Below are 24,198 nucleotides of genomic sequence, written 5' to 3'. Positions count from 1 at the left end.
CAATATAAAAGTATTTATGATGAATATCAATTCACTTTTTAAGCATAAATATATTAAGTATAGCCATGAAGATAATGCGACGATAATCAACAATTCATTAAGAAAAGTATTAGCTAGCATCTAAGCTAGTGTAAGCGAACACCACCCCTATTTAGTAGTAAATTTATAATCGAGTAACAAATGAATGTAGTGATTATTGGCGCAAGCGGTTACAGCGGCGCAGAATTAGCAAGTTTAGTTGCTAAGCACCCTAATTTAACTTTATCAGGTTGTTATGTGTCTGAGGGAAGTTTAGATAAACATAAGTTATTAAGTGATTTATACCCAGAGCATAACGGATTACTGGACTTGCCATTATTACCTCTAAGTGACTCTGCGTTTGATGTTATTAACGCAAGCGCTGATTTCATCTGTTTATGTACTGATCATAAAGTAAGTGTTGATTTAGCCCCGCAATTTTTAGCCATGGGTAAAAAAGTATTTGATTTATCTGGCGGCTACCGCCTTGCTAGTAATGACGACTACGTCACTTACTATGGCTTTGAGCATCAACACCCTGAGCTATTAAGTGAAGCGGCTTACGGGTTAGCTGAGTGGAATAGTGATGCCATAGCAAGCGCACAACTTGTTGCTGTGGCAGGTTGTTATCCTACAGCCGCACTTAATGCGTTAAAACCACTGCAGCAGGCTGGATTGTTAAGTGATGAAAAAGTAATTATTAATGCGGTTTCTGGTGTAACTGGTGCTGGGCGCAAAGCCAGCGTAGGTACTCACTTTTGCGAAGTATCGCTTGCCCCGTATGGTTTATTTAACCATCGCCATGGACCAGAAATCGAACAGCACCTGGGACACAAGGTGTTATTTACACCGCACTTAGGTAATTTTCCGCGTGGGATTTTAGAAACTATCTATTTACAGCTTAAGCCAAACGTTACCAAGGAAAACGTTTCTGATGCTTATAAAGTACTTGAAAACGAGCCATTGATTCGTTTGCTAGGCGATAAAATACCCTCTATTAAAGGTGTAGCTAAACAGCCGTACGTTGATATTGGTTGGCAGCAACAAGGCTCGCAGTTAATTGTTATGGCAGCCATAGATAATTTATTAAAAGGCGCTGCAGGCCAAGCATTGCAGTGCATTAACTTATCTATGAATTTAGATCATACAACGGGTTTAAAGGGAGCCTTTTAATGAGCACTAAAACGTGGGTAATTAAATTAGGTGGTGCTGTACTTAACTCTGAAAACGCAGCAAAAGCGTTGTTTGATGTATTAAGCACAGATCAAAATAATCAGTTTGTAATAGTGCATGGTGGCGGCTCGTTAGTTGATACCTGGCTACAACAAGCTGGATTTGCTAGTGCAAAACACCAAGGCTTACGTATTAGCCCAAGTGAGCAAATGCCTTACATAGTGGGGGCGTTGGCTGGCAGTGCAAATAAGCAGCTGGTAAGCCAAGCTATTAATGCAGGGCATAAACCTGTTGGTTTAAGCCTTTATGAAGCCGGTGTGATGGCGTCGCAAAAACTAAAAGCACTTGGTCAAGTAGGTAAATGCACAAGTAATGATGATTCAATAGTGAATGATTTACTTAAGCTTGGTCGCTTACCTATTGTGAGCTCAATCGGCTTTGATGAGCAAGGCAATTGGTACAACGTGAATGCCGATGAAGCTGCGGCAGCGATTGCGAGCAACTTAAACGCAGAACTTATTTTTATGACCGATGTAGAAGCGGTACTTGATGCAAACAAGCAGCCGTTACATCAACTTGACACAAAACACATTGATACTTTAATTGATGAAGGAGTAATTTTGGGCGGGATGGAGGTCAAAGTGAAGACCAGCCTACACGCTGCCCAACATTTACGACGAGGTGTGTATATTTCCAGTTGGCAAAAGCCAGAAAACTTAACTGCTTTGCTACAAGGCGAGCATGTCGGAACAAAGATTACACCATAGGGTTACCATGTTAGAGAATTTTTTAACGGGTCTAGAATTAGACCAACAAGGCGCACTTAATTTATTAAAGCTTGCGCGTGATTTAAAAGCAAATCCAGAGAAATACAGCCAAGTACTAGCAGGCAAGTCAGTTGTTACCTTATTTGAAAAGCAAAGCTTACGTACGCGTTTATCGTTTGATATTGGTATTAATCGTTTAGGTGGTCACGCTGTATATTTAGACCAGCAAAATGGCGCTATGGGCGCACGTGAATCGGTAAAAGACTTCGCGCTGAATATTTCTACATGGGCTGATGGTATTGTAGCGCGTGTTAATCAGCACAGCACATTAACAACGCTAGGTGAGTACTCTTCTGTGCCTGTGGTTAATAGCTTGTGTGATTTATATCACCCGTGCCAGGCATTGGCTGATTTTTTAACGCTACAAGAAGTACACGGCGATGTGAGTGAGCTAAAAGTGGCTTACTTAGGTGAAGGTAATAACGTTACTCATTCACTTATGTTATTAGCAGCAACACTAGGTACTGATTTTGTTGCTGTTACGCCAAAAGGTAGCTCACCTGATTCGCAAATTCTTAAAAAGGCCGAGCAAATAGCGGCAATGAACGGTGCATCAGTCATGGTAAGTGACCGCGTAGAAGCGGCCGTAGGCGCAAACGTTGTATATGCAGATACCTGGGTGTCTATGGGCGATGATACGCCGCTTGAGCAAGTTAAAGAAAAATACATGCCATATCAGTTAAACCAAGCATTGCTAGAACAAACAGGTGCGACTACGGTATTACATTGCCAACCGGCACACCGTGAGTTTGAAATTACCTCTGAGGTAATGGATGGCCCAGCATCAAAAATTATTCAACAAGCAGAAAATCGCATGCATGCGCAAAATGCTCTGCTAGTTACATTACTAAATCCAAATTTTGTTAAGGAACACCTATGAGTTCAATTAAAAAAGTCGTTTTAGCCTATTCAGGTGGTCTTGATACTTCAGCTATCGTGCCATGGTTAAAAGAAAACTACGGTTGTGAGGTTATTGCCTTTGTTGCCGATGTAGGCCAAGGCGCTGAAGAGCTTGAAGGCGTAGAAGAAAAAGCTATCGCATCAGGTGCATCAGAGTGTTACGTAGTTGACTTAAAAGATGAAATGGTAAGTGACTACATTTACCCAACGCTTAAAACGGGTTCTATTTACGAAGGTACGTATTTATTAGGTACGTCAATGGCGCGTCCTATTATTGCTAAAGCGCAAGTTGAAATTGCACGTAAAGTAGGTGCTGATGCACTTTCGCATGGTTGTACTGGTAAGGGTAACGACCAAGTTCGTTTTGAGTCGTGCTTTGCAGCGCTTGCACCTGATTTAAAAGTTATTGCACCGTGGCGTGAGTGGGACTTATCAAGCCGAGAATCATTATTAGATTACTTAGCTGAGCGTGATATTCCGTGTTCTGCTTCTGCAACAAAAATTTACAGCCGTGATGCTAACGCGTGGCATATTTCGCACGAAGGTGGCGAGCTTGAAGACCCATGGTGTGAGCCAAGCGACCAAGTGTGGACTTGGACTAACTCACCAGAGCAAGCACCCGATAAATCAGAACTAGTAACTCTAAAAGTTGTTGAAGGCGAAGTGGTTGCGGTAAATGGTGAAGAGCTTAAGCCTTACGAGTGTTTAGTTAAATTAAACGACATTGCTGCGCCACATGGTGTTGGCCGTGTAGATATTGTAGAAAACCGTTTAGTGGGCATGAAATCGCGCGGCTGTTACGAAACACCAGGCGGTACCGTGATTATGGCAGCACTGCAAGCCATTGACGAGCTAGTGCTTGATAAATCAAGCCGTAAGTGGAAAGAAGTACTGGGCGGTGAATTTTCGCATTTAGTTTATGACGGTCGTTGGTTTACACCACTAAAAGACTCTATTTTAGCCGGTGCAGAAGCGCTTTCTACACTAGCAACAGGTGAAGTTGTACTTAAGCTTTACAAAGGCCAAGTAACCGCCGTTCAGAAAAAATCACCTAATAGCTTATACAGCGAAGACTTTGCTACATTTGGTGAAGACGACGTATATGACCAGTCACATGCTGAAGGCTTTATTCGTTTATTCTCGCTATCGAGCAGAATTTCAGCAATGGCTAAAAAGTAAATTATTTATAGCCCCTTGTATAAGGGGCATTACAGGGTTTGGAGAGATTTCATGGCATTATGGGGCGGACGTTTTTCTACGGGTCCAGATGAGGCGTTTAAACAATTTAACGACTCACTTCCGTTCGATTATCAGTTAGCAGAGCAAGATATTATTGGCTCTGTGGCATGGGCAGGTGCGCTTGAGCAAGTAAATGTACTTACAAGCGATGAGCACACAAAGTTAGTTGCAGCACTTAATGAACTGCTTGAAGAAGTAAAAGCAGATCCACAGGCTGTGGCAACCTCAGGTGCAGAAGACATTCACTCGCACGTAGAAGCTGCACTTATTGAAAAAGTAGGCGATTTAGCTAAAAAGCTACACACAGGCCGAAGCCGTAATGACCAAGTAGCCACTGACTTTAGATTATGGTGCCGCGATACTGCCGATCATCTACTCGGTGCTATTGCTGCACTAAAAGCTGAGTTTGTGGCGTTAGCTGAGCGCGAGCTGGGCACTATATTGCCAGGTTATACGCATTTACAACGTGCTCAGCCAGTATTATTTAGCCACTGGTGTATGGCTTACGTAGAAATGCTGGAGCGTGATGAGAGCCGCCTACAAGATGCCAAAGCGCGTTTTAATTTTTGCCCTCTAGGCAGTGGTGCACTCGCTGGTACTGCATACCCAATTGATCGCCAATCGTTGGCGCAAGGCCTAGGCTTTACTGGCGCAACTAAAAACAGCCTTGATGGCGTATCTGACCGTGATTTTGTAGTAGAGCTTTTAAGCTGTGCCTCTATTTCGATGATTCACTTATCGCGTATGGCTGAAGATTTAATATTTTATAATTCTGGTGAAGCCGGATTTATAGAGCTTGCTGATAATGTTACCTCTGGCTCATCATTAATGCCGCAAAAAAAGAACCCTGATGCACTAGAGCTTATTCGTGGTAAAACTGGCCGTGTATTTGGCGCATTTAGCGCCATGATGATGACCTTAAAAGCACTTCCTCTTGCGTACAATAAAGATATGCAAGAAGACAAAGAAGGCCTTTTTGACGCTATGCCAACATGGCTTGCCTGTATTCACATGGCGCAAGCGTGTATTAAAGGTGTAAAAGTAAACGGCGATAAAACGCTTGCAGCGGCAAAAGGTGGCCATGCTAATGCGACAGAACTTGCAGACTACTTAGTAGCTAAAGGTGTGCCATTTAGGGAAGGTCACCACATTGTGGGTGTACTTGTGCAGCTTGCTATAAGCGAAGGTAAAACCTTAGAGGAGCTTTCGCTTGAGCAGTACAAATCAGTTAATGACGTGTTTGAAGATGACGTTTACCCAGTACTTGAAATAGATGCCTGTATTAAAGCGCGTCAAGCCCTTGGCGGCACCTCTATTGAACAAGTGACTAAAGCGGTAAAAGACGCCAAAAAAAAACTGCAAATAACGGTTCGTGATGCAAATTTAGATGATGTTGAAGATATTGCTCGGCTGATACAGCACTGGGCAACCGTTGGCGAAAACTTGCCGCGTGCAAAAAGCGACATGGTCCATTCAATTAACGAATTTGCAGTAACAGAAATAGACGGCAAAGTGTCGGGCTGTGCATCACTGTACATTTACGACACGGGGCTTGCTGAAATTCGTTCTTTAGGCATAGATCCACAAAGTGCGGTAACGGGGCAGGGTAGGCAGCTTGTAGAGCACTTATTAGCAAAAGCCAAAAAATTGGCGCTTAATCGCGTGATTGTATTAACCCGCGTGCCAGATTTTTTTGAACAGCAACGTTTTACTTTTTGTAGCAAAGAATCGTTACCAGAAAAAGTAATGAAAGATTGCGAGCTTTGCCTTCGTAAAGAAAACTGCGACGAAGTAGCAATGGAATATATTTTAAAGCCAAGTACACGTGCAGAGATCCCGTGTAAATACGTGGCTTAAATTCCCTGGATATAAAAAACGTACGGTTACCCCTGTACGTTTTTTTATGTGTATTATAAACTGGTCAGATGAGCTTGGCGCTAGTTAATATTAGGTTTTGTTTTAATAAATAGTAGTTGCTAGCATATATTTTATAGATGTCAAAAAATATTGGCACACTGGTTGCTTTGTATAAGTCAGATAGCAAAATAGCTATCACTGCTTAAAACAGGTAATGCAATTACCTACATGATGGTGTGATTATAAGTTGCGCCAAAAAATATTAAAACTTTTACAAGGATCAATCACATGCAAGTTTCAGCTAATAGCCAATTACAAATGCAAGCATACAATAAAACACAACAATTACAGCCTGCAGCGGAACAAATTGCTAGCCCTAAAACCCTACAATCTGATACAGTAAGCTTCTCTCAAGAGGCGATGACGGCAAGCGGAGCGGAGCTTCAGCGCATAGGAGTGATTCACCCAGATCACCCAAAGCCAAAATGATTTTAAGGTTGTAAATGTTTATTACTGAGTTTTTTGGTTTTTTTTCTCTTTCCGCATTTGCTATGTGGGGGTTTCTAATGGCGTTTTTTTTTAATGTGTTTGTTTTTAGCTTAAACATTAAGAGGAATACGACCTTATTGCTCAGTTCATTAATTATGATGGTTTCTTACACCACTTCTGACTATTTTTATACTTGGCTTTCGATACACAACACAACTTATCTTGATTGGGCTTTTTACGACCTCACAACAATTTTTTCGTTGTGGCTCTGTTCCATGTTTATAAAGATAAAAACTCCGTCTTTTCTATATCTAATTGTTGGGTTAACTATTAATTCAATTTTCTTTGTGTTTATGCATCTAGATATGTATCTTCTAAAGAATTACGAGCCTTGGCTTTTTTGGGATATATACACATTTACCGTTAATTTTATTGATTTCGTTATGATTGTTTCTTTAATTGTAGATAGGGACTTTTTAGGTCTTCACAAGCTCAAAAATAAGCTATTTGGTTTGTTTAAATCTTCAAAACCGCAGCCCACAATCTAGCTTAAATGTACTTATCCGAAGCCCTAATGGATTATGTAGCGGCTTTCTCCCAATGGGGCTTTTTAATGGCCTTCCTCTACTGTCTAGTCTCCAGTATAAACAAAGAAAATAAGTCACCAGTTTACCTATCTGCGCTAATGCTCTGCTCATATATTTTTGGCAGCTATATAAGATTGTTAGATAACCTATATCTTAATTGGGCTTTCTACGATTTTATTACAATTGTAGCGTTGCTCTCTTTGCAGTACTTCAATGTTTTTAAATGTAACAAAGCTTTCCTGTTCCTCGTTCTGGCTTTAACTGCTAATGGCGTACTTACATTGCTCTTGTATTATGACTTATATGTTCAATATAACTTTGAGGCATGGTGGTATTGGAGTGTTTATTCTATCGGCGTAAATCTAATTGATGTATCAATGATGCTTTCATTAGTGGTTAATCAGCTAAAGAATAATCGGCTTATTGAAAAGTTATAAGTGTGGCTGAACTTTAATAACGTGATATTAACTGCATTTATGGAGCTATTTATTGAGTTTAGTTACCTGATTAGACCTATGGTACTGACGAAGGGCAGATAAATTATGCTAATATTACTCATTTTTTGCCTAACTACATAGTGTATCAAGCAACATGGCTATTTTTGATATAATCTCTAACTTCGATTTCGCTTATATATTAAGCGCTATTGTACAGTGGGGGTTTCTCATGGCCTTTTTATACACATTCGTATCCTCTATTAATAACCCCTTTAAAGGCTTTGTTGTACTTTCTAGTATTATGGCGATAGGTTATTTGCCTTGGATATTCACAAACTTTCAAACGGTTACTTATTTGACTTTGCTCTTTTAGACATCGCTATCTTAGTTGCTGTATATGTAGCTCAGCGTTATTTTATTAAAGAGAAAACGACAGCTTATGCCTACTTAATCATCGGCCTTAGTGTTAACACCTTTTTAGCCCTATGCATGTATCTAGATACCAATATTCTATATAATTACACCTACTGGTGGTTTTGGCGCTTTTATTCATCGGCTGTTATGTTTTCTGATTTGTGTATGATCGCTGTATTAATCATTAATAGAGATTTTTTAGGCTTAATTAAGCTTAAAAGGTGGTTTTGCAGCTAGCATTTTAAAGGCGATGTATCGATACGTTTATGGCGACAAAAGTTTTTTTAGTTTTAATAAGTAAAATACTAAGTTAGGTGCTCAGTTAACAATGTTGTTTATTATTTTTGAGGTGCTTATTATTAGCGTTTACTTTTAAGATGGATGTCATGTCTTTTCTATTAGATGTGAGAATTGCCCATATAATCGGTGTGGTATTGCAATGGGGATTTCTCATGGCATTTTTATATTCTTTAGTATCATCTATCAATTCACGCTTTAAAGCGTTAGTCATTCTTTCATCAATTATGGCTATTTCGTATTTTCCAGGTGTTTTGTTCAATTACCAAACCATTACTTATCTTGACCTCGCTATTTTAGACGCTATTACCATAGTGGTTTTAACTATTGCTCAATATTTTTATATTAAAGAGAAAACGGTTGCATTTATGTATCTTATGCTTGGGCTGAGTATCAATATGTGCTTTGCTTTAGGTATGTATATAGATTCTTATATTTTGCATAATTACACCTATTGGTGGCTTTGGGGGTTGTATTCATCAGTGGTGGCCATTTCTGATTTGAGCATGATTTTAGTTTTGTTTATTAATAAAGACTTTTTAAAAATCATTTATTTTAAAAACCTTATTTACTCTTTTTTTACTAAGAAACCGCAATAGTGAATAATGTTCTAATCCCGCCTGAAGTGTCAGTTTATATCGGTGTGTTAGTGCAGTGGGGGTTTTTAATGGCCTTTTTATATTCACTAACAACTAGTATTAACAATTCAGCAAAAAAGGCAGTATGGCTATCTTTAGTTATGGCCATATCTTATTGCTTTAGCTTCTTTATTGATATTTATGATATTACTTACATAGAGTTATTTTGTTATGACGTAGTCACGTTATTTTTTATTTTACTTCTGCGGTATTACTTACCTGAAAAACGCATATCTACTTACTTATTATTTGGCTTGAGCATCAATTCGTTATTATTTTTAGCTATGCACATAGATGTGTTTGTACGTGGTAATTACGAACCGTGGTGGTTTTGGTCTTTTTATACGGTTGTTATTAATATTATGGATATCATCATGGTTAGTATTTTGTTCATTAAAAAGGATTTTTTAATGTTAGTGCATGTTATGGATAAATTGGCAGGCTTTATTGTGAGGGCGAAGCTAGGTGGCTGATATCCTTTGGGAGCTTGTTGATTTAGGATACAACGTAGCTGTTTTGTTTACGTGGTTTTTTCTTATTGCCTTTTTGTACAACTTATCGGCGAGTATTAATAAGCCAGATAAAAGCAGGGCACAGCTTTCATTTATTATGATGGCATCCTACACAGCTAGTTTGCTTATGGGCCCACTTATTGCAACGCCACACTTAAATTATTTTTATTATGACGCTGTAACTCTCCTTATTTTACTTTTGTGGCGTAATTTCACCAATCAAACCATACCTACGTCCTTTTATTATTTAATTGTAGGGCTAAGCTGTAATGCCTGCTTATTTTTAGGTATGCATTACGACATTGTTATACAGGGTACACTTTACTATTGGTGGTTTTGGGCGGTATATATTTTTGGCATGTATTTTAGCGATTTTACAATGGCACTTGTGTTAATTATAAATAAAGACATTTTGGGCTTAGTAAAGCTTAAACGCGCTTTATTTAACCGCAATGAATTACACGCTATGGCTAAAAAGTAGTTAGGTATATTAGCGCACCAACGTGCGCTCATTGTGTTTATTTAGCTTACCACGCCACCTAATCTTTGTTTTAAAGCATCCACTACAAGTGGGCTTACAAACTCGCTTACATCGCCATTATGGCGAGCCACTTCTTTAACTAAGGTAGATGATATAAACGAATTACGCTCAGAAGGTGTTAAAAATACACTTTCTAAATCGGGGTTCAGGCGGCGGTTCATGTTCGCAAGCTGAAATTCGTAATCAAAGTCAGACACTGCTCTAATACCGCGAATAAGTACATCGGCTTTATGCTCAAAAGCTAAATCGGCAAGTAAACCTGAAAAACCAATCACTTTTACATTACTCAAATGCCCTAAAATGCTGTTGGCTAAGCTAACTCGCTCTTCTAGGCTAAAACACGGCTTTTTAGTGCGGTTATGTGCAATAGCAACAATAACCGTGCTAAACATTTTAGCTGCACGTTGAATGAGGTCGGTATGACCATTAGTTAAGGGGTCGAATGTCCCTGGGTAGATTGCCGTAACGTTCATAGATTTCACTAACTATTATTTTTTAGGTAGTCTATCAGTGTTTGTGGCACAAATCAGCTTAGCGTGTTTTTAAAATAGTAAATTATGATGGTATTTAAACCAACCTGATTTGTTTATACTGCAGGACTGTTATTTAGTGTAAAGTAGTTTATAAGTTAATTTGAGTCGTCGCATATGAATACTAAGGATAAAATAATACACACCAGTATTTCGTTATTTAACGAACACGGTGAGCGTGCAATATCAACCAATCACATTGCATCACATTTAGGGATGAGCCCGGGTAACCTTTACTATCATTTTAAAAATAAAGAAGACATTATTCGGCATATTTTTGCGCTTTATAGTGAACACTTACATACTCATTTTAAACCTATTGAAGTAAACGATGATGCGTTTGATCATTTAACTGCTTATTTAGATTCTTTATTTGAGTTAATGTGGCGCTATCACTTTTTTTACGACAATTTAGGCGACATCCTCTCAAGAGATGAAAATTTAAAAAAGGCCTATATAGATTTTCAGGCAACGCTATTAGAGCAGGTTCGCCAAGTTATTTTAGGCCTGCGTGATAACGAAATGATTGCAATACAAGAGCAAGATGCGCTTGAACTTGCCCATACGCTTAAACTAACCGTTAGTTTTTGGACTCCATATATTAAAGCGCGTAGGCTCAGTGGTAATTTAGCCGAGCAAGATATTTATCATGGCATTTTAAAAGTATTAGCATTATTTAGGGCTTACAGCACCGAAAAAAGCATGCTTAAAATGAATCAGTTACGTGAAAAATACACCCAACTTGCAGAGCAAGCTCCAGCGCTTGCTTAACTGGTGTTAGTTGGTTAGTTCCTAGACGCAAAAATTTTTGCTATAATCGCGCGCCCAATGCCTGGGAGCGCGAATTCCCGCAGTCTAAGAGTGAACTATGCTTAAATTTATCGTCAAACTACATCCTGAAATTGCCATTAAAAGCCGTTCGGTACGTAAACGCTTTACTAAAGTGTTAGAAAATAACATTAAAATTATGTTGCGCCGTGTTGACGAAAAAGTACAAGTAAGAAACAACTGGGATAATATTTCTGTTGTAACTAAGCTTGATGATGCACAAACACGCCTAAACTTTATAGACAGCCTGCAGCGTATTCCTGGCATTGTGCAATTTATTGAAGTGACCGAAACTGACTTTACTACGCTTGACGATATCTATAAAAAAACCATAGACCTAGTAGGGCACACCATTGTTGGTAAAACGTTTTGTGTACGCGCTAAGCGTATTGGTGAACACGACTTTACTTCTACCGATTTAGAGCGCTACGTTGGCGGTGGTTTAAACCAGCACGTTGAAGGCGCGCGCGTTAAACTAAGCCGCCCAGAAGTCACTATTCGCTTAGAAGTAAAAGACGATAAAGCGTACATAGTAACGAAGACTCACCTTGGAATGGCGGGCTTTCCTCTACCTACGCAAGAAGACGTGCTTTCGCTAATGTCGGGTGGTTTTGACTCGGGGGTAGCAAGTTATCAGATGATCCGTAAAGGTGCTCGCACGCACTTTTTATTCTTTAACTTAGGAGGAGCTGCGCACGAGATTGGTGTTAAGCAAGCTAGCTACTATTTATGGAAAAAGTTTAGCTCTACTCATAAAGTTAAATTTATCACGGTTGATTTTGAACCCGTTGTTGCGGAGATTCTAGAAAACGTTGAAAACAGCCAAATGGGTGTTGTACTAAAACGTATGATGATGCGTGCTGGTAGCCAAGTTGCTGAAAAATTAAATATTCAAGCACTTGTAACCGGTGAAAGTATTGGTCAGGTTTCTAGCCAAACTTTAGCTAATTTAAGTGTGATTGACCGCGTGACAGAAACCCTTATTTTGCGCCCGCTTATTCAGCACGATAAGCAAGAAATTATTAATATTGCCCGTAAAATCGGCACCGCAGAAATGGCCGAAACCATGCCTGAATACTGCGGCGTAATATCTAAAAAGCCAACGGTGAAAGCTAAAATTGACGTTATTAAAGCCGAAGAAGAAAAGTTTGACTTTGATGTGCTCAATACTGTTGTTGAAAACGCGCGTATTATGGATGTGCGCGACATTGACGTAGAGGCTAAGCAAGAACTTAAAGAAGCTGAGTCGGTTGTAGATTTACCAGCGGGTGCAGTGGTTGTTGATATTCGCTCACCAGAGGAAGAAGATGCAGCGCCACTTGAGATTGACGGCATAGATGTAGTGCACTTACCGTTTTTCCGCTTAGCGACTAAGTTTGGTGACTTACCAAAAGATAAAGACTATTACCTGTATTGTGAAAGAGGGGTTATGAGCCAGTTACAGGCACTTATTCTTCACGAAGCAGGCTTTACGGGTGTAAAAGTTTACCGCCCGTAAAGGTTAAACGTAATTTAGAGCGTGGCTTATACCACGCTTTTTTTTGCCTGAATTTTAGCGAGTAGGGCATCGTTTAGCGGAGTACTGATATTTAATCGCTTACCTTGTTGGCTAATGTAGCCACAAATGGCGTCTATTTCGGTTTGCCGGTTGTGTGCTACGTCTTGATGCATTGAAGAGTAGTTTTCAGCGGTTAGCATCATTACGTTGTAAGCGTTGTTAAGGGCATCGGCCAGTTTTATATCAAGCTTTAAAGCATGAGCTACTTGGCATGCTTCAGTTAATAAGTTAAAAATAATGCTATTAAAATAAGGAGCACGTAACTGACCATTTTTAATATCATACAGTGCGCTTAATGGGTTAATAGCAATGTTTACTAATAGTTTTTCAAACCGTAGCTGCTCAATATTAGTACAGTAGCTTAGCAGTGGTACGTTTTGCAATTGCTCGCACATTGCTTGGCGGTAACTGTGCGCGCATGGGTTACAAGCACCTAATATGCTTTTACCTTCACCGGTGTGCTGTACTATAAAGTCGTTTGTTTTAAAACCAGCCATACTGGTGGTTAAAAAATACAACGCGTGTTGCTTATCAAGTTGCTCATTGAGCGTCTCAACATTCCCCATACCGTTGTGCGACAAAATTAATACACTATTTGACGATAAAAAGGGTTTTACTTTCGTAAACGCCGATTGCACCTGAAAAGCTTTTACAGCAAAAATAACAATATCAAACACGGGCTGTTCACTCATTTGTGTGAGTGTAATGAACCGTGCATCAATTTTTTGCGAAGGCTGTTTTGCTTTGCAATAAAAACGCGTATTTGTAGTAGCTTTACGTGTTAAAACATGGACGTTATGAGCTTTAGATAAAAAATGGCTCAGCAATAAACCAATAGCGCCGTCGCCAATAATAAGAATATTAGCCATAAGGGTTCTTTTTTCGAGGAGTAAAAATGCTTCTTAGTAAAAAGTACGTGGCCGCACCAGCAAAATCAGCAACAAAATCACCTAACGAGGCTTGTCTGTAAGGAAGCGCATCTTGCATTATTTCTATTGCTGCACCGTAGCCCGCAAGCAGGAGTATTTGCGTGTACAGCGGTAATTTGAAGGCTTTATCCATAATGATGGCGAGTATAAAAAATATCCCAAAGTGGGCAACTTTATCAACATGTGGAAATAAGTTCGTAACGCCGCCTTTTATTTCTTTGGCAAATAAGAGGGTAAACACCACAATACTAATCAAAAAAACTGCTTGGTAAACACGCCTTGTCACGATAAATCCTAAAACCGCTTAAAAAAGAGGCTGCAGTATATCAAACTAAATTAGTATCGCACCTGAACAACTGGCAGAAAAATGTAAAGATTTATAATTTTAGCGTTATAATCTGCGCATAAATTTAGATTTAATAGTTAGGAGAACCCAATGCCTTCATTTGATATCGTATCAGAAGTAGAAATGAACGAAGCTAAAAATGCAGTAGATAATGCCAACCGTGAGCTTGAAACGCGCTTTGACTTTAGAGGTGTGGATGCATCAATTGAGTTAAATGATAAAACAATTAAGTTAAAAGCAGAGGCTGATCAACAGGTAATGCAATTGTTTGATATTTTAGCCGCTAAAATTTCTAAACGAGGTATGGACGTGGCAAGCTTAGATTTGCAAGATATTACTCGTGCTGGCAAAAATGTGTTTCGTAATGTTGTACTTAAACAAGGCATCGAAAAAGACATGGCTAAAAAAGTAGTTAAAGCCATTAAAGACTCAAAAGTAAAAGTACAAGCTGCTATTCAAGGTGAAGAAGTACGTGTAACGGGTAAAAAGCGTGACGATTTACAAGCCGCTATGCAAGTCGTTCGTACTGCAGATTTAGGTCAGCCTTTCCAGTTTAAAAACTTTCGCGATTGATTAGCTAAGTCCTGCCATTAGTATTTTAAAGTGAAAATTTAAATGTGTGGTTATTAAATGTAATAGCCACACATTTTACCCCGTCCTAATTACAGCCTTTATTTACTCGCAACCCTAAACCCCTTTTACCTGCGTAAAATCACACTACTGTGCTTCCATACTCTTTGAACATTATTTAAATGCATTATTAAACCTGCTTAGTACGCAGTTGCGTATATTAGGCTATTCTTAATATCAATATTACTTAATAGTGACTGTTAAAGGCCTTAAATGCTTAAGTTTTTTATTTTTATAATTATTATTGTGTGCAGTAAGTTTAGTTATGCTAAGCCAATAAATGTAGATGTGTTGGTAGAGGACGGTTACTTTCCAATTATTATTAATGCTGAAAAAGAGCAAGGAGTAGCTCCAGAGTTTATTAAAATACTCAATGATTCTCAAAATGACTATAAATTTACGCTTAACTCTTTGCCTGTAAAAAGGCTCAAAAAGTGGGTGGAGTGGGGTGAGTTTGATGTGTTGTTTTTAATGGCTAAGCAATGGGTGCCCGAGGGATCAAGAAGCGCCTTACAGGAAACGAGCTTTTATGTTATTGCTAAAAATGAGCTGTATACGTTAGCACAGAACGCCCAAAAGCAAAGCTATTTCGATGACTTACATGCTTTAACAAAAGCGGGGGTATTGGGGTATTCCTATCGTTTTGCTGATTTTAAAACTGATGCACAATATTTAAGTGAAGAACACCAAGTTAGTTTAACAATTGATGAGTTTAACGTTGTAAAAATGCTGCTATTAAAGCGAGCAGATGTAGGGGTTATAAACAATATTGCTTATCAATATTTTAAAAAGAATAACATTTTTAATATGGACCTACTTTATAGGAGCAATACACCAGATGCTATATACGATACTCACTTTTTAGTTAACCCTTCGCGCAGTAAAATTTCGGTAAAACAAATGGATAAGCTTTTAAATGCGCCCGAAATAAAACCAAAAATCACCGCGCTTTTAAGCTCATACGGCATAACCTCTAGCTTTACACAAAACAATTAATTTAATTTTTAGCTATATAGACGTCCGTTGACATTTGTAAACAAACTGCTCACAATAACCGCCTATTTTCAAGGTGCTTGCTGGTTGCTAAATACAGGGTTTAAAGTATTAAAACTAACAGCAAGATAATCGGGAAGTTGGTGAGCCTTTATGACAAAAGCAATCCCAACACTGCCCCCGCAACGGTAAAGTATTAACGCATTTATGTGTTTACTGAGTCCGGAGACCGGCCTTGAAGTAATCTTACTTACTTAAATCTTTGCGGTGGGCAAAGATAAGGAACATCATGCTAAATAAAACAACTCTTGGCGTTGCTATCTCGGCTGCGTTGTCTTTTTCTGCCTTTGCTTCAGAAAATCCAATTGAAAAAATCACTGTAACCGCTAATAAATTTGAACAATCAATAAATAATGTTTTAGCAAGCGTTAATGTTATCAGTCGAGAACAAATAGACAAAAGTAATGTACGCGATTTACCAACCTTACTAAGCACACAAGTGGGTTTTCAAATTAATCCTAATGGGGGCTTTGGCCAAACGTCGGGCGTATCTTTACGTGGTACAGGTTCTGGCGATACGTTAATTTTAATTGATGGCGTTCGCACGGGCTCAGCCACACTTGGCCAAAAAGCACTAAGTAATGTGCCGCTAAATAGTATTGAGCGAATCGAGATCATAAAAGGATCGCGTGCCGCTGTTTATGGCTCAGACGCCTTAGCTGGTGTTATTAATATAATAACGCGCGAAGCGAGCAATATCTCGCTTGATGCCACATTTGGCTCTAATGCCTATCAAAACTACCAGCTTGCGGGCTCTGTTAAATCGGCTGATGTGACTAGCGCTTTTAACGCCGGTTTTGAAAAAACAGATGGCTTTGACGCGCTGCAAGGTGTTGCCCCAGATGACGATGGTTACGAAAATAAGAACCTAGGTTTTAAAGTCAATTATGTTGATGCTCACTATGGTAATTTTAAGCTACTAGGTCAGTACAGCGAAGGTTACGCAGATTATGATAGCAGCTTTAGCCCTGCTACGAGCACAGTTGAAAGAGGGGACTTTAAAAACTATCAGTTGTCGGCGCAGTGGAGCAAAAACTACACTAACCAATCTCATGCTCTTGAGGTTGCTTTTGCAACGGATGATTCTAACAGCACGTATGTCGATTTTTCTACAGGTGGGCCAACAACCAGTACGTTTATTACTAAACGTTCGCAAGTAGATTACAACGGCCAATACCGTTTAACTAATACGCTTAATATTAGCGGCGGCGTTAATTGGTATAAGGATGATGTATCGCACAGTTCTCAAGCTTTTGATGAGGATAGCCGCGATGTATTAGCTGTGTTTGTTGGGGCTTACTACGACACCGATACTGTGCTTGCCAATTTAACTCTTCGCCAAGACGACGATGAACAGTTTGGCGATGAAACAACTTATACCGCGGCGGCCGGTTATCATTTATCTGAAAATTCAACATTTAGAATTAGTCAAAGCACGGGTTTTAAAGCACCTACGTTTAACGATTTATACTACCCAAATTTTGGTAATCCGGACCTGCAACCTGAAAAATCAACAAACCGCGAACTTGGTGTTAATGTTAATTTTGACAGTGCACAAGTCGATTTTGCAATTTTTAGAAACGATATCGAAGATAAAATTGATTACGATGCAAACTTTGCATTAGCTAATATAAACGAAGCTCGCTATGAAGGGGTTGAGTTTAGCCTTGCTCAGCAAATTTTTGGGTTTGATAGCCACTTTAATTTTGCGTACTTAAGTGCTGAAAATAAAGAAACCGGCGATGAGCTACGCAACGTTGCCAAGCGCACTGTTAATTGGGAAATCGCAAAGCAGTTTGGAGCTTTTGATGCTCGCATTGATGTGCAATACCGCAGTGATCGCGAGGGGGCTATAACGCGCCTAGGATCGTATACACTTTGGAACATAGCGGGCAACTATCAGGTAAACGATAGTATTGAGTTGTCGCTTCGTGTAGAGAACTTATTTGACAGAGATTACAATGTGGTTGACTCAAGAGCTGACTTTACAAGCGGTGAAGTCTACTACTATAACACCCCAGAACGTCGCTTTTTTGCAGGTGCAAGCTATCAGTTTTAATGGCGTTATTTAATATACAAAAGCCCGATTTATATCGGGCTTTTTAATGTGTGTTTAGAATCAATTTAACAACGCAAATTAGCTAGTCAGCTAAAAACGCTTTAAATACAGTTTCAAACTTGTGTAATTTAGGTGCTATTAAAATACTGCAGTAACCTTGCTGTGGGTTTTCGTTGTAGTAATCTTGATGATAATGCTCTGCAGGGTAATACGTTGTAGCAGGGCTAACCTCTGTCACTATTGGTTCGCTAATATGATTTTGTAGTTGGGCTATCATCTCATTGGTTTGCTTTAATTGTGCATCGTTGTGGTAATAAACAACACTTCTATACTGTGTGCCAATATCGTTACCTTGGCGATTTAATTGCGTGGCATCGTGTAAGGTAAAAAACATGCTAAGCAGGGTTTCAAAGCTCACTACATCGCTGTCAAACTCCAGTTGAACAACCTCAGCATGACCTGTTGTACCTGAGCAAACCGATTTATATGTGGGGTTGTCGGTATTGCCGCCAGTGTAACCTGAGCTGACATTTAGTACACCCTTTACACGCCTGAATGCGGCGTCTATACACCAAAAACAGCCTCCACCAAATGTTGCTAGTTGTGTTGATGTGCTCATAAGTTGTCCTAATTATGTATGTTGCAGTATTACAGCGAGCATAAATTGATTACGCCGCAACAGCAAGTTACGGCGCAGTCTAAGCTCAGTTAAGTTTCTTCGCTGTCTTTTAACGGGTGAGAGTCGGCTTGCTTATTTAATTTTTGCTGCAAAAACTCGGGCGATTGTGTGTTGCGAGCTAGGGCATAATACGCTGTAGGGACAACATACAGTGTTAGTAATGTTGATACTATAACGCCTGTAAATACCACCACACCAATTACCATGCGACTTTCTGCGCCTGGGCCTGATGCTAATACTAAAGGCACCGCGCTCATTACTGTGGTCAGAGAGGTCATTATTATTGGGCGCAGGCGTTGAGTGGCCGCTTGCAAAATAGCCTCGCTAAATTCAACGCCCTTATCGCGCAGTTGGTTGGTAAATTCGACTATTAAAATACCATTTTTAGCGCTTAATCCTATCAGCATTACAATACCAATTTGACTGTAAATATTGAGTGTAAGACCTGTGGCCCATAGGCCAAACATAGCGCCCATTAAGCCAAGGGGGACCGTAAGCATAATTACAAACGGGTGGATAAAGCTTTCAAATTGCGCCGCTAAAACTAAAAAGGTCACAGTCAGTGCAAGCACAAACACATAGGTCATAGCTGATGCGCCTTCGTAAAATAACTGCGATTCACCTTTGTAATCTACTGCGCCGTCAATGTCGTTTTCCTCAGCAGCTACTTTGTTTAAAAAGTTAAGTGCTTGTTCAAGCGTATAGCCCTCTGCAAGGTTAGCGCTAAGTGTAATAGCACGCATACGGTTATAACGATTTAAGCGTGATGCTGTTGCTTCTTCTTTTAAGCTAATTAGGCTATCTAGCGGAACAAGCTCACCGCTGCGCGACTTAAGGTAAATATTTGAAATATCTGTAGGGTTTGTAAAGTCTTGCTTCGTGCCTTTTAAAATTACATCGTATTCTTCACCGCGGTCAATAAAGGTGGTTACGCGGCGCTGACCTAACATGGTTTCAAGGGTTGTGCCTACATCTGATACCGATACACCTAAATCAGCGGCTTTGTTTTTATCTATGCTGACCAAAAACTGTGGAAAGGTTTCTTTGTAGTCATGATCGATTCTTACCAAGCCAGGGTTCTTTTCTGCGCGCTCTATAATGCGGTCGCGCCAATCAGCAAGCTGCTCGTAATCGTTACCTTGCAGTACAAACTCAATAGGACGAGAAGAGCCACCACCGCCAATACCACGGCGCATAATAGCAAAGGCACGCACGTCTGTTACCTCGGTCATTTTAGCGCTTATTTCATCCATTACTTCCCAGGTAGAGCGCTTGCGTTTATCCCAATCGGCCATACCTACAATGGCTACACCGCCACTGCCGCCCCAACCAGGAACACGCACTAGCACACGGCTCAATTCCCCAGCCTCAGAGTAAGGAAGCAGGCGCTCTTCTATTTTTGCCATATTAGCAGCATTATTTTCATAACTTGCGCCTTCAGGGCCACTCATCATAATAAAAAAGGTGCCACGGTCTTCTTTTGGCGTTAGTTCTGAGGGGACTTGTAAAAACAATGAATAGCTCACAAAACCAGCTAGCACAAGGCTTACCATAAGCCCCCATTTTTTGGTCATGTTTGAGGTGAGCGATTGGCGGTAACTGTTTTCAATTTTGCTAAAAACGCGGTCCATCCATTGGCTAAATTTACTTTCTTTTTCTGACGCTTTTAAAACTTTAGAGCATAGCGCAGGCGAAAGCGTAAGGGCCGTAATACTAGAGAAAAACACCGCGGCGCTTACAGCCATTGCAAACTCTGTAAACAAGGCGCCAATTCGCCCATCCATAAATACTAAAGGTACAAACACCGAAATAAGCACAAGCGTTGTCGCAATAATTGCAAAACCTACTTCACGGGCACCTCTAAAGGCGGCTAATAGGGGAGGCTCGCCAAGCTCAATCCGACGGTGAATATTTTCAAGCATTACAATGGCGTCATCTACAACTAGGCCTATCGCTAGCACTAATGCAAGCAGGGTTAATAAGTTGATTGAGTACCCCATTGCAAGCAAAAACATAAAGCTGCCAACAAGGGCAACGGGCACTGTAACGGCAGGGATAAGTGTAGCGCGAATATTGCCTAAAAAGATAAAAATGATTAACACCACTAATCCCATAGAAATGGCAAGCGTACTGTAAACCTCGCTAATTGACTCTTTAATAAAAACAGACGAGTCGTAGCTATCTTGAATAGTGGTGCCCTCTGGCAGGTTACGTTTTATTTTTTCAAGCTCACTGCGCGCGTTATCTACCACCGTTAACGTGTTTGCTTTAGCTTGCTTTACGATGCCAAGACCAATCATGTTACGGCCGTTACCACGGAACAGGCTTTCATCGTCGGCGGCTTCTAACTGTACGTCAGCCACTTCACCTAAGCGTACAAGATAGCCATCTTCACCGCGTTTAATAACTAAGTTTTGAAAATCACGTTGATCTTTATAGCTACGCGCTGTACGTACGGTAAAGTCGCGGTCGATAGATTCAATTTCACCTGCTGGTAGTTCTACGTTTTCACTGCGCAGGGTATTTTCGATATCGCTTGAAGTGATACCACGTGCAGCCATGGCTTGGCGGTTTAACCAAATTTTCATGGCGTATTGACGCTCACCGCCAATACGGACATTTGATACACCATCTACAACGGCTAATCGGTCGACAATAAAGCGTTGTGCATAATCGCTCAATTGCAACGAGTTCATAGTTTCACTGTTGAGTACAAACCAAGCAATCGGGCTTTCGTCGCTGTTTGACTTAGAGACCTCTGGCGGGCGTACTTGCTCTGGTAGGTTATCTAGTGCACGCGCAACTCGCTCTCGTACATCGTTTGAGGCTGCATCAATATCACGGCTAATATCAAATTCGATAACAATATTAGAGCGCCCGTTTCTACTTGAAGAATTAATACTTTTAATACCTTCAATGCCCGATATCCGGTTTTCTAATATTTGCGTTATTTTTGTCTCGACTATTTCTGCCGACGCACCGGTATAGTCAGTACTAATACTGACAATAGGGGTTTCAATATCAGGGTATTCTCTAAGTGGTAGCATCGAAAAGGCTACCAACCCAAATGTAAGCAGTAGTAAGTTAATTACTATGGCAAAAACAGGGCGTTTGACACTCGTATCTGTAATTTTCACCGATTAACCCTCAACACTTACTTTGCTACCAGGGCGAATTTTTATAATGCCTTCGGTAATTACTTGCACACCATCGCTAAGGCCTTCATCAATTGCTACCCACCCGTTATTTCTGCCAGCAACATGCACTTCTACCTTATTGGCAATGCCTTCTTTTACTTGGTACACATAGTGTTTATCTTGCAGTGGGATCACGGCTTTCTCTGGCACCATAAGCGCCTGATTACTACTGAGTTCAAGGGCGGTATTTAAAAGCATGCCAGGTCGCAGTAATCCTGATTTATTAGCAAAGCTTGCGGTTACTTCAACACTGCGGGTAACCGAATCAATACGGGAACTTATATGAGTAACTTTGCCGGTAAAGGTGTTACCTGGGTAGGCGTCATTTTGGGTATGTACTTTCATGCCAAGGCTAAGTTGAGATAAATATTTTTCAGGAACTTTAAAGTCAACTTTTATAATACTAATATCATCAAGCGTAGTAATAATTGTATCGCTACTTACATAAGCACCAACCGATATTTCTCGTTTGCCTAATAAGCCAGAAAACGGCGCAGTAATTAGCATTTCATCAAGTTTGGTTTTAGCGCTTTCTAGTTGGGCTTGCGTGGCATCTACGCGAGAAAGCTGCTCTTCTAATAATGATTTAGCGGTAGATTGTGTGCGAGAAAGCTCGGTAAGGCGGCTTAACTGACGTTTTTCTTCTTTTAAGTTAATGCTTAGCTCTTTTACAGCGTATTGTTCTTGCTGATTTTGCAGCTGCACAAGGCGTTGGCCTTTACTAACTAAGTCACCATCTTCAAAATAAATGTGGGTGACATAATCGCTTTGTGCGCTTTTAATATAAATAGCTTGATTTGCACGTGCACTGCCTATGGCTTCAATCATAACGGTGTTTTCTTGAGACGATACCGTATGAGCGCTAACTCTTGTTGCCTTATTACTTGAATTAGATTGTTCACCATGGCTAGATGGTAAATATAGGTACACACTTAAAATAACAAGAAGCGAAATTAGAAATGGAAAAAGGGCTTTACCTGACTGTTTTGAGTACATCGTTTTCATACCTGAAAATAAATTGTAAGTATTGTACGAAATAAGACCGTGGAAAGGCGGTTATGTGTCTCATAAATTTGTGCGTTAGGCGTAAAAATTTATGAGACTAATTACTTGTTCCCATTTAACGCTAAAATTATGATAAAACAATGAAGCCACAAGCACAGTGTAAAACCTGTTTAACAATCAGAAAAATAATACTCTGGGGTATTGTTATGTTTTTATTCTATATGGCTTTTTACCAATATGGCTAAGCAAAATTCATTAAAAAAATACAGAGCGCAAGGCTCACGTAATGGCATTGAAGTACTTTCTGTCGGCAGCATAGGTTTAGTATTTATTATGCTGTTTAATTTATTGCGCCCGGGTGAAATTAGCTTAATAGAAATATTTTTAGTCAGTATGTGTCTAGCGGCTATCTTTATTGGTTTTTTAAAAACACAGGAGCCGTATTATAGTTTACTACTTAGTGAGTCCTTACTTGTGTATCAGCATAAGTATGGTCAGTGGCAGTTAAATGTTAGTAACCTGCACCACAGCGGTATTCCTAAGGTGGCTGACGGCCCTGAATACCTTGAATTAAACGCAGTGGGTTTAAAACTCAATGATATGGACGAATTTTTAAGCGCTATACATCCCCGTATCGCCGGAAAACTACTGATAGAACAACGTAATTTATTTATGCAAGCTGTTCAAAAACATTGCAAAAATGGCAATTGCCCATCAGAATGGTTAATAGAAGAGACACAATACACTTCACCTAAAGGATTTAGCTATACTGGACTCATAGCTATGTTTGCTAACAGAGCGAAGCACCTTGAGTTGTTAACGGGGTATAATTTACTGTTACCCGCAAGTGTATTAGAGACAGATATTTGGTCGTTTAGTGCCGACTTAAATAAATGGAAACGCGCACCTGAACGGTTTATAGCATCGCAAGTTGGACACTAAATGCGATAGTAGGAAAAATAATGAGCCAAGAAAGATCTTTTATTAAAAGTGGTCGCAATACCATCATCCATAAAGATAAAAAGCTTGATCTAGTCATTGTAAATGCAGAGCAGCACCCACGTATAAAGGTAACTCAAAATGGTTTAGAGCCGTTTAAAGAGGACCTACCTAAAAACCGGCGAGATGCCAAAGAGCGCTACCTTGAAATTGTTAATATAAGTAGCGCAGATATTTTTGGCGAAGAAAAACAGCTATTGTTTATTCAGGCGCTTGATGGACGTGAATACAAAGTAGATTACTCTAAAATAGGCACTAAGCTGTTTGTGCGTATTCATCAAGATACGTATATGTAATACCAATGTGCAATAATATTTAACCATTTTGCGGGGCTAAACGTACCGCTTCCTGCGTTAAAAAATTTTCATTTCGGCTGCATGGATGCAGAAGCTCGCGCAATACAGGAACAATTGGCGAGAGCAACTAAATAGCGCATTTATTGCCTAGGGCGTGTTG

22 protein-coding genes and 1 riboswitch are annotated in these 24,198 nt (G+C 39.8%); of the genes, 16 read left to right on the top strand and 6 right to left on the bottom strand.

All coding sequences use genetic code 11. From position 1 onward, the window contains the following. The first annotated feature begins 180 nt into the window (after nt 1-180). The 9 genes from argC to CWC17_RS16230 all read left to right on the top strand — a co-directional run bounded on the left by argC (nt 181) and on the right by CWC17_RS16230 (nt 9,869). On the top strand, nt 181-1,191 hold the full coding sequence (gene argC, locus CWC17_RS16285) for an N-acetyl-gamma-glutamyl-phosphate reductase (protein WP_138614048.1): 1,011 nt from the start codon (nt 181-183) through the stop codon (nt 1,189-1,191). After that, nucleotides 1,191-1,958, top strand: coding sequence for an acetylglutamate kinase (gene argB, locus CWC17_RS16280; protein ID WP_138614046.1), 768 nt, complete (start codon nt 1,191-1,193; stop codon nt 1,956-1,958). Before argC ends, argB begins: the two co-directional genes overlap by 1 nt. Before the next feature lie 7 nt (nt 1,959-1,965). Beyond that, nucleotides 1,966-2,898, top strand: coding sequence for an ornithine carbamoyltransferase (locus CWC17_RS16275; RefSeq protein WP_055020104.1), 933 nt, complete (start codon nt 1,966-1,968; stop codon nt 2,896-2,898). Continuing rightward, nucleotides 2,895-4,097: an argininosuccinate synthase gene (locus CWC17_RS16270; RefSeq protein WP_138540580.1), complete on the top strand. Its 1,203-nt coding sequence runs from the start codon at nt 2,895-2,897 to the stop codon at nt 4,095-4,097. The genes CWC17_RS16275 and CWC17_RS16270 overlap by 4 nt, the downstream gene beginning before the upstream one ends. 51 nt (nt 4,098-4,148) lie before the next feature. Then, nucleotides 4,149-6,014, top strand: a complete 1,866-nt coding sequence (argH, locus tag CWC17_RS16265; protein ID WP_138540581.1) for an argininosuccinate lyase — start codon at nt 4,149-4,151, stop codon at nt 6,012-6,014. Nucleotides 6,015-6,302: 288 nt separating this feature from the next. Beyond that, entirely contained in the window at nt 6,303-6,503 is a 201-nt protein-coding gene (locus tag CWC17_RS16260; protein WP_138540582.1) for a hypothetical protein, read from the top strand. Between the two features lie 1,824 nt (nt 6,504-8,327). Continuing rightward, nucleotides 8,328-8,837 carry a hypothetical protein gene (locus CWC17_RS16240; protein ID WP_249935939.1) on the top strand — a complete coding sequence of 170 codons (510 nt, stop codon included), beginning with the start codon at nt 8,328-8,330 and terminating at the stop codon, nt 8,835-8,837. Continuing rightward, complete coding sequence (locus CWC17_RS16235; RefSeq protein ID WP_171042103.1) at nt 8,837-9,349, top strand: hypothetical protein; 513 nt, start codon at nt 8,837-8,839, stop codon at nt 9,347-9,349. The genes CWC17_RS16240 and CWC17_RS16235 overlap by 1 nt, the downstream gene beginning before the upstream one ends. Beyond that, entirely contained in the window at nt 9,342-9,869 is a 528-nt protein-coding gene (locus tag CWC17_RS16230) for a hypothetical protein (protein ID WP_138614042.1), read from the top strand. Before CWC17_RS16235 ends, CWC17_RS16230 begins: the two co-directional genes overlap by 8 nt. Nucleotides 9,870-9,910: 41 nt before the next feature. Here the strand turns inward: CWC17_RS16230 and coaD are convergent, their stop codons facing one another. Beyond that, the gene (gene coaD / locus CWC17_RS16225) at nt 9,911-10,402 is read right to left on the bottom strand and encodes a pantetheine-phosphate adenylyltransferase (RefSeq protein ID WP_138614040.1); all 492 of its coding nucleotides are present in this window, start codon (nt 10,400-10,402) and stop codon (nt 9,911-9,913) included. 174 nt (nt 10,403-10,576) lie between these two features. Here coaD and CWC17_RS16220 point away from each other — a divergent pair, with 174 nt between their 5' ends. Both CWC17_RS16220 and thiI read left to right on the top strand, forming a co-directional pair. Then, nucleotides 10,577-11,230 carry a TetR/AcrR family transcriptional regulator gene (locus CWC17_RS16220; RefSeq protein ID WP_138614039.1) on the top strand — a complete coding sequence of 218 codons (654 nt, stop codon included), beginning with the start codon at nt 10,577-10,579 and terminating at the stop codon, nt 11,228-11,230. Between the two features lie 97 nt (nt 11,231-11,327). After that, nucleotides 11,328-12,785, top strand: coding sequence for a tRNA uracil 4-sulfurtransferase ThiI (thiI, locus tag CWC17_RS16215; protein ID WP_055014931.1), 1,458 nt, complete (start codon nt 11,328-11,330; stop codon nt 12,783-12,785). Between the two features lie 26 nt (nt 12,786-12,811). Here the strand turns inward: thiI and CWC17_RS16210 are convergent, their stop codons facing one another. Together CWC17_RS16210 and CWC17_RS16205 are read right to left on the bottom strand one after the other, a co-directional pair. Continuing rightward, nucleotides 12,812-13,714 (bottom strand): ketopantoate reductase family protein, encoded by a 903-nt coding sequence (locus tag CWC17_RS16210; protein ID WP_138614037.1) that lies wholly within the window; start codon nt 13,712-13,714, stop codon nt 12,812-12,814. Beyond that, a complete protein-coding gene (locus CWC17_RS16205) occupies nt 13,707-14,060 on the bottom strand; it encodes a VanZ family protein (RefSeq protein ID WP_055014933.1) in 354 nt (117 codons plus the stop codon). The genes CWC17_RS16210 and CWC17_RS16205 overlap by 8 nt, the downstream gene beginning before the upstream one ends. Before the next feature lie 150 nt (nt 14,061-14,210). Here CWC17_RS16205 and CWC17_RS16200 point away from each other — a divergent pair, with 150 nt between their 5' ends. From CWC17_RS16200 to CWC17_RS16185, 3 genes are all read left to right on the top strand, one after another. Then, nucleotides 14,211-14,693, top strand: a complete 483-nt coding sequence (locus CWC17_RS16200; protein ID WP_055014934.1) for a YajQ family cyclic di-GMP-binding protein — start codon at nt 14,211-14,213, stop codon at nt 14,691-14,693. Nucleotides 14,694-14,963: 270 nt separating this feature from the next. Then, on the top strand, nt 14,964-15,746 hold the full coding sequence (locus tag CWC17_RS16195; RefSeq protein WP_138540590.1) for an ABC transporter substrate-binding protein: 783 nt from the start codon (nt 14,964-14,966) through the stop codon (nt 15,744-15,746). A 67-nt stretch (nt 15,747-15,813) separates the two neighbouring features. Continuing rightward, nucleotides 15,814-15,983: riboswitch (cobalamin riboswitch) on the top strand. A gap of 49 nt (nt 15,984-16,032) precedes the next feature. Next, the gene (locus CWC17_RS16185) at nt 16,033-17,862 is read left to right on the top strand and encodes a TonB-dependent receptor domain-containing protein (RefSeq protein WP_138614035.1); all 1,830 of its coding nucleotides are present in this window, start codon (nt 16,033-16,035) and stop codon (nt 17,860-17,862) included. 82 nt (nt 17,863-17,944) lie between these two features. Here CWC17_RS16185 and msrA read toward each other — a convergent pair whose 3' ends face one another. The 3 genes from msrA to CWC17_RS16170 all read right to left on the bottom strand — a co-directional run bounded on the left by msrA (nt 17,945) and on the right by CWC17_RS16170 (nt 22,734). Then, nucleotides 17,945-18,481, bottom strand: coding sequence for a peptide-methionine (S)-S-oxide reductase MsrA (msrA, locus tag CWC17_RS16180; RefSeq protein WP_055017586.1), 537 nt, complete (start codon nt 18,479-18,481; stop codon nt 17,945-17,947). Between the two features lie 89 nt (nt 18,482-18,570). Beyond that, on the bottom strand, nt 18,571-21,678 hold the full coding sequence (locus CWC17_RS16175; RefSeq protein ID WP_138614033.1) for an efflux RND transporter permease subunit: 3,108 nt from the start codon (nt 21,676-21,678) through the stop codon (nt 18,571-18,573). Nucleotides 21,679-21,681: 3 nt separating this feature from the next. After that, complete coding sequence (locus CWC17_RS16170) at nt 21,682-22,734, bottom strand: efflux RND transporter periplasmic adaptor subunit (protein ID WP_138540594.1); 1,053 nt, start codon at nt 22,732-22,734, stop codon at nt 21,682-21,684. A gap of 246 nt (nt 22,735-22,980) precedes the next feature. On the opposite strand from CWC17_RS16170, the gene CWC17_RS16165 reads away from it, so the two are divergent. After that, nucleotides 22,981-23,685 carry a DUF2982 domain-containing protein gene (locus CWC17_RS16165; RefSeq protein WP_138614031.1) on the top strand — a complete coding sequence of 235 codons (705 nt, stop codon included), beginning with the start codon at nt 22,981-22,983 and terminating at the stop codon, nt 23,683-23,685. A 20-nt stretch (nt 23,686-23,705) separates the two neighbouring features. After that, on the top strand, nt 23,706-24,038 hold the full coding sequence (locus CWC17_RS16160) for a hypothetical protein (RefSeq protein ID WP_138540595.1): 333 nt from the start codon (nt 23,706-23,708) through the stop codon (nt 24,036-24,038). Nucleotides 24,039-24,198: the final 160 nt, after the last annotated feature.

Origin of the sequence: Pseudoalteromonas sp. S3785, from assembly GCF_005887365.1 — a bacterium.
GTDB lineage: Bacteria > Pseudomonadota > Gammaproteobacteria > Enterobacterales > Alteromonadaceae > Pseudoalteromonas.
Note: the sequence above shows the minus strand (reverse complement) of the source record. Positions and strands in the feature narration are given on the sequence as shown.

Bases quoted from the DNA above. Each gene is read 5' to 3' on its own strand.
- argC (WP_138614048.1), top strand. From the start codon at position 181: ATGAATGTAGTGATTATTGGCGCAAGCGGTTACAGCGGCGCAGAATTA.
- argB (WP_138614046.1), top strand. From the start codon at position 1,191: ATGAGCACTAAAACGTGGGTAATTAAATTAGGTGGTGCTGTACTTAAC.
- CWC17_RS16275 (WP_055020104.1), top strand. From the start codon at position 1,966: ATGTTAGAGAATTTTTTAACGGGTCTAGAATTAGACCAACAAGGCGCA.
- CWC17_RS16270 (WP_138540580.1), top strand. From the start codon at position 2,895: ATGAGTTCAATTAAAAAAGTCGTTTTAGCCTATTCAGGTGGTCTTGAT.
- argH (WP_138540581.1), top strand. From the start codon at position 4,149: ATGGCATTATGGGGCGGACGTTTTTCTACGGGTCCAGATGAGGCGTTT.
- CWC17_RS16260 (WP_138540582.1), top strand. From the start codon at position 6,303: ATGCAAGTTTCAGCTAATAGCCAATTACAAATGCAAGCATACAATAAA.
- CWC17_RS16240 (WP_249935939.1), top strand. From the start codon at position 8,328: ATGTCTTTTCTATTAGATGTGAGAATTGCCCATATAATCGGTGTGGTA.
- coaD (WP_138614040.1), bottom strand. From the start codon at position 10,402: ATGAACGTTACGGCAATCTACCCAGGGACATTCGACCCCTTAACTAAT.
- CWC17_RS16220 (WP_138614039.1), top strand. From the start codon at position 10,577: ATGAATACTAAGGATAAAATAATACACACCAGTATTTCGTTATTTAAC.
- thiI (WP_055014931.1), top strand. From the start codon at position 11,328: ATGCTTAAATTTATCGTCAAACTACATCCTGAAATTGCCATTAAAAGC.
- CWC17_RS16210 (WP_138614037.1), bottom strand. From the start codon at position 13,714: ATGGCTAATATTCTTATTATTGGCGACGGCGCTATTGGTTTATTGCTG.
- CWC17_RS16200 (WP_055014934.1), top strand. From the start codon at position 14,211: ATGCCTTCATTTGATATCGTATCAGAAGTAGAAATGAACGAAGCTAAA.
- CWC17_RS16195 (WP_138540590.1), top strand. From the start codon at position 14,964: ATGCTTAAGTTTTTTATTTTTATAATTATTATTGTGTGCAGTAAGTTT.
- CWC17_RS16185 (WP_138614035.1), top strand. From the start codon at position 16,033: ATGCTAAATAAAACAACTCTTGGCGTTGCTATCTCGGCTGCGTTGTCT.
- msrA (WP_055017586.1), bottom strand. From the start codon at position 18,481: ATGAGCACATCAACACAACTAGCAACATTTGGTGGAGGCTGTTTTTGG.
- CWC17_RS16170 (WP_138540594.1), bottom strand. From the start codon at position 22,734: ATGTACTCAAAACAGTCAGGTAAAGCCCTTTTTCCATTTCTAATTTCG.
- CWC17_RS16165 (WP_138614031.1), top strand. From the start codon at position 22,981: ATGGCTAAGCAAAATTCATTAAAAAAATACAGAGCGCAAGGCTCACGT.
- CWC17_RS16160 (WP_138540595.1), top strand. From the start codon at position 23,706: ATGAGCCAAGAAAGATCTTTTATTAAAAGTGGTCGCAATACCATCATC.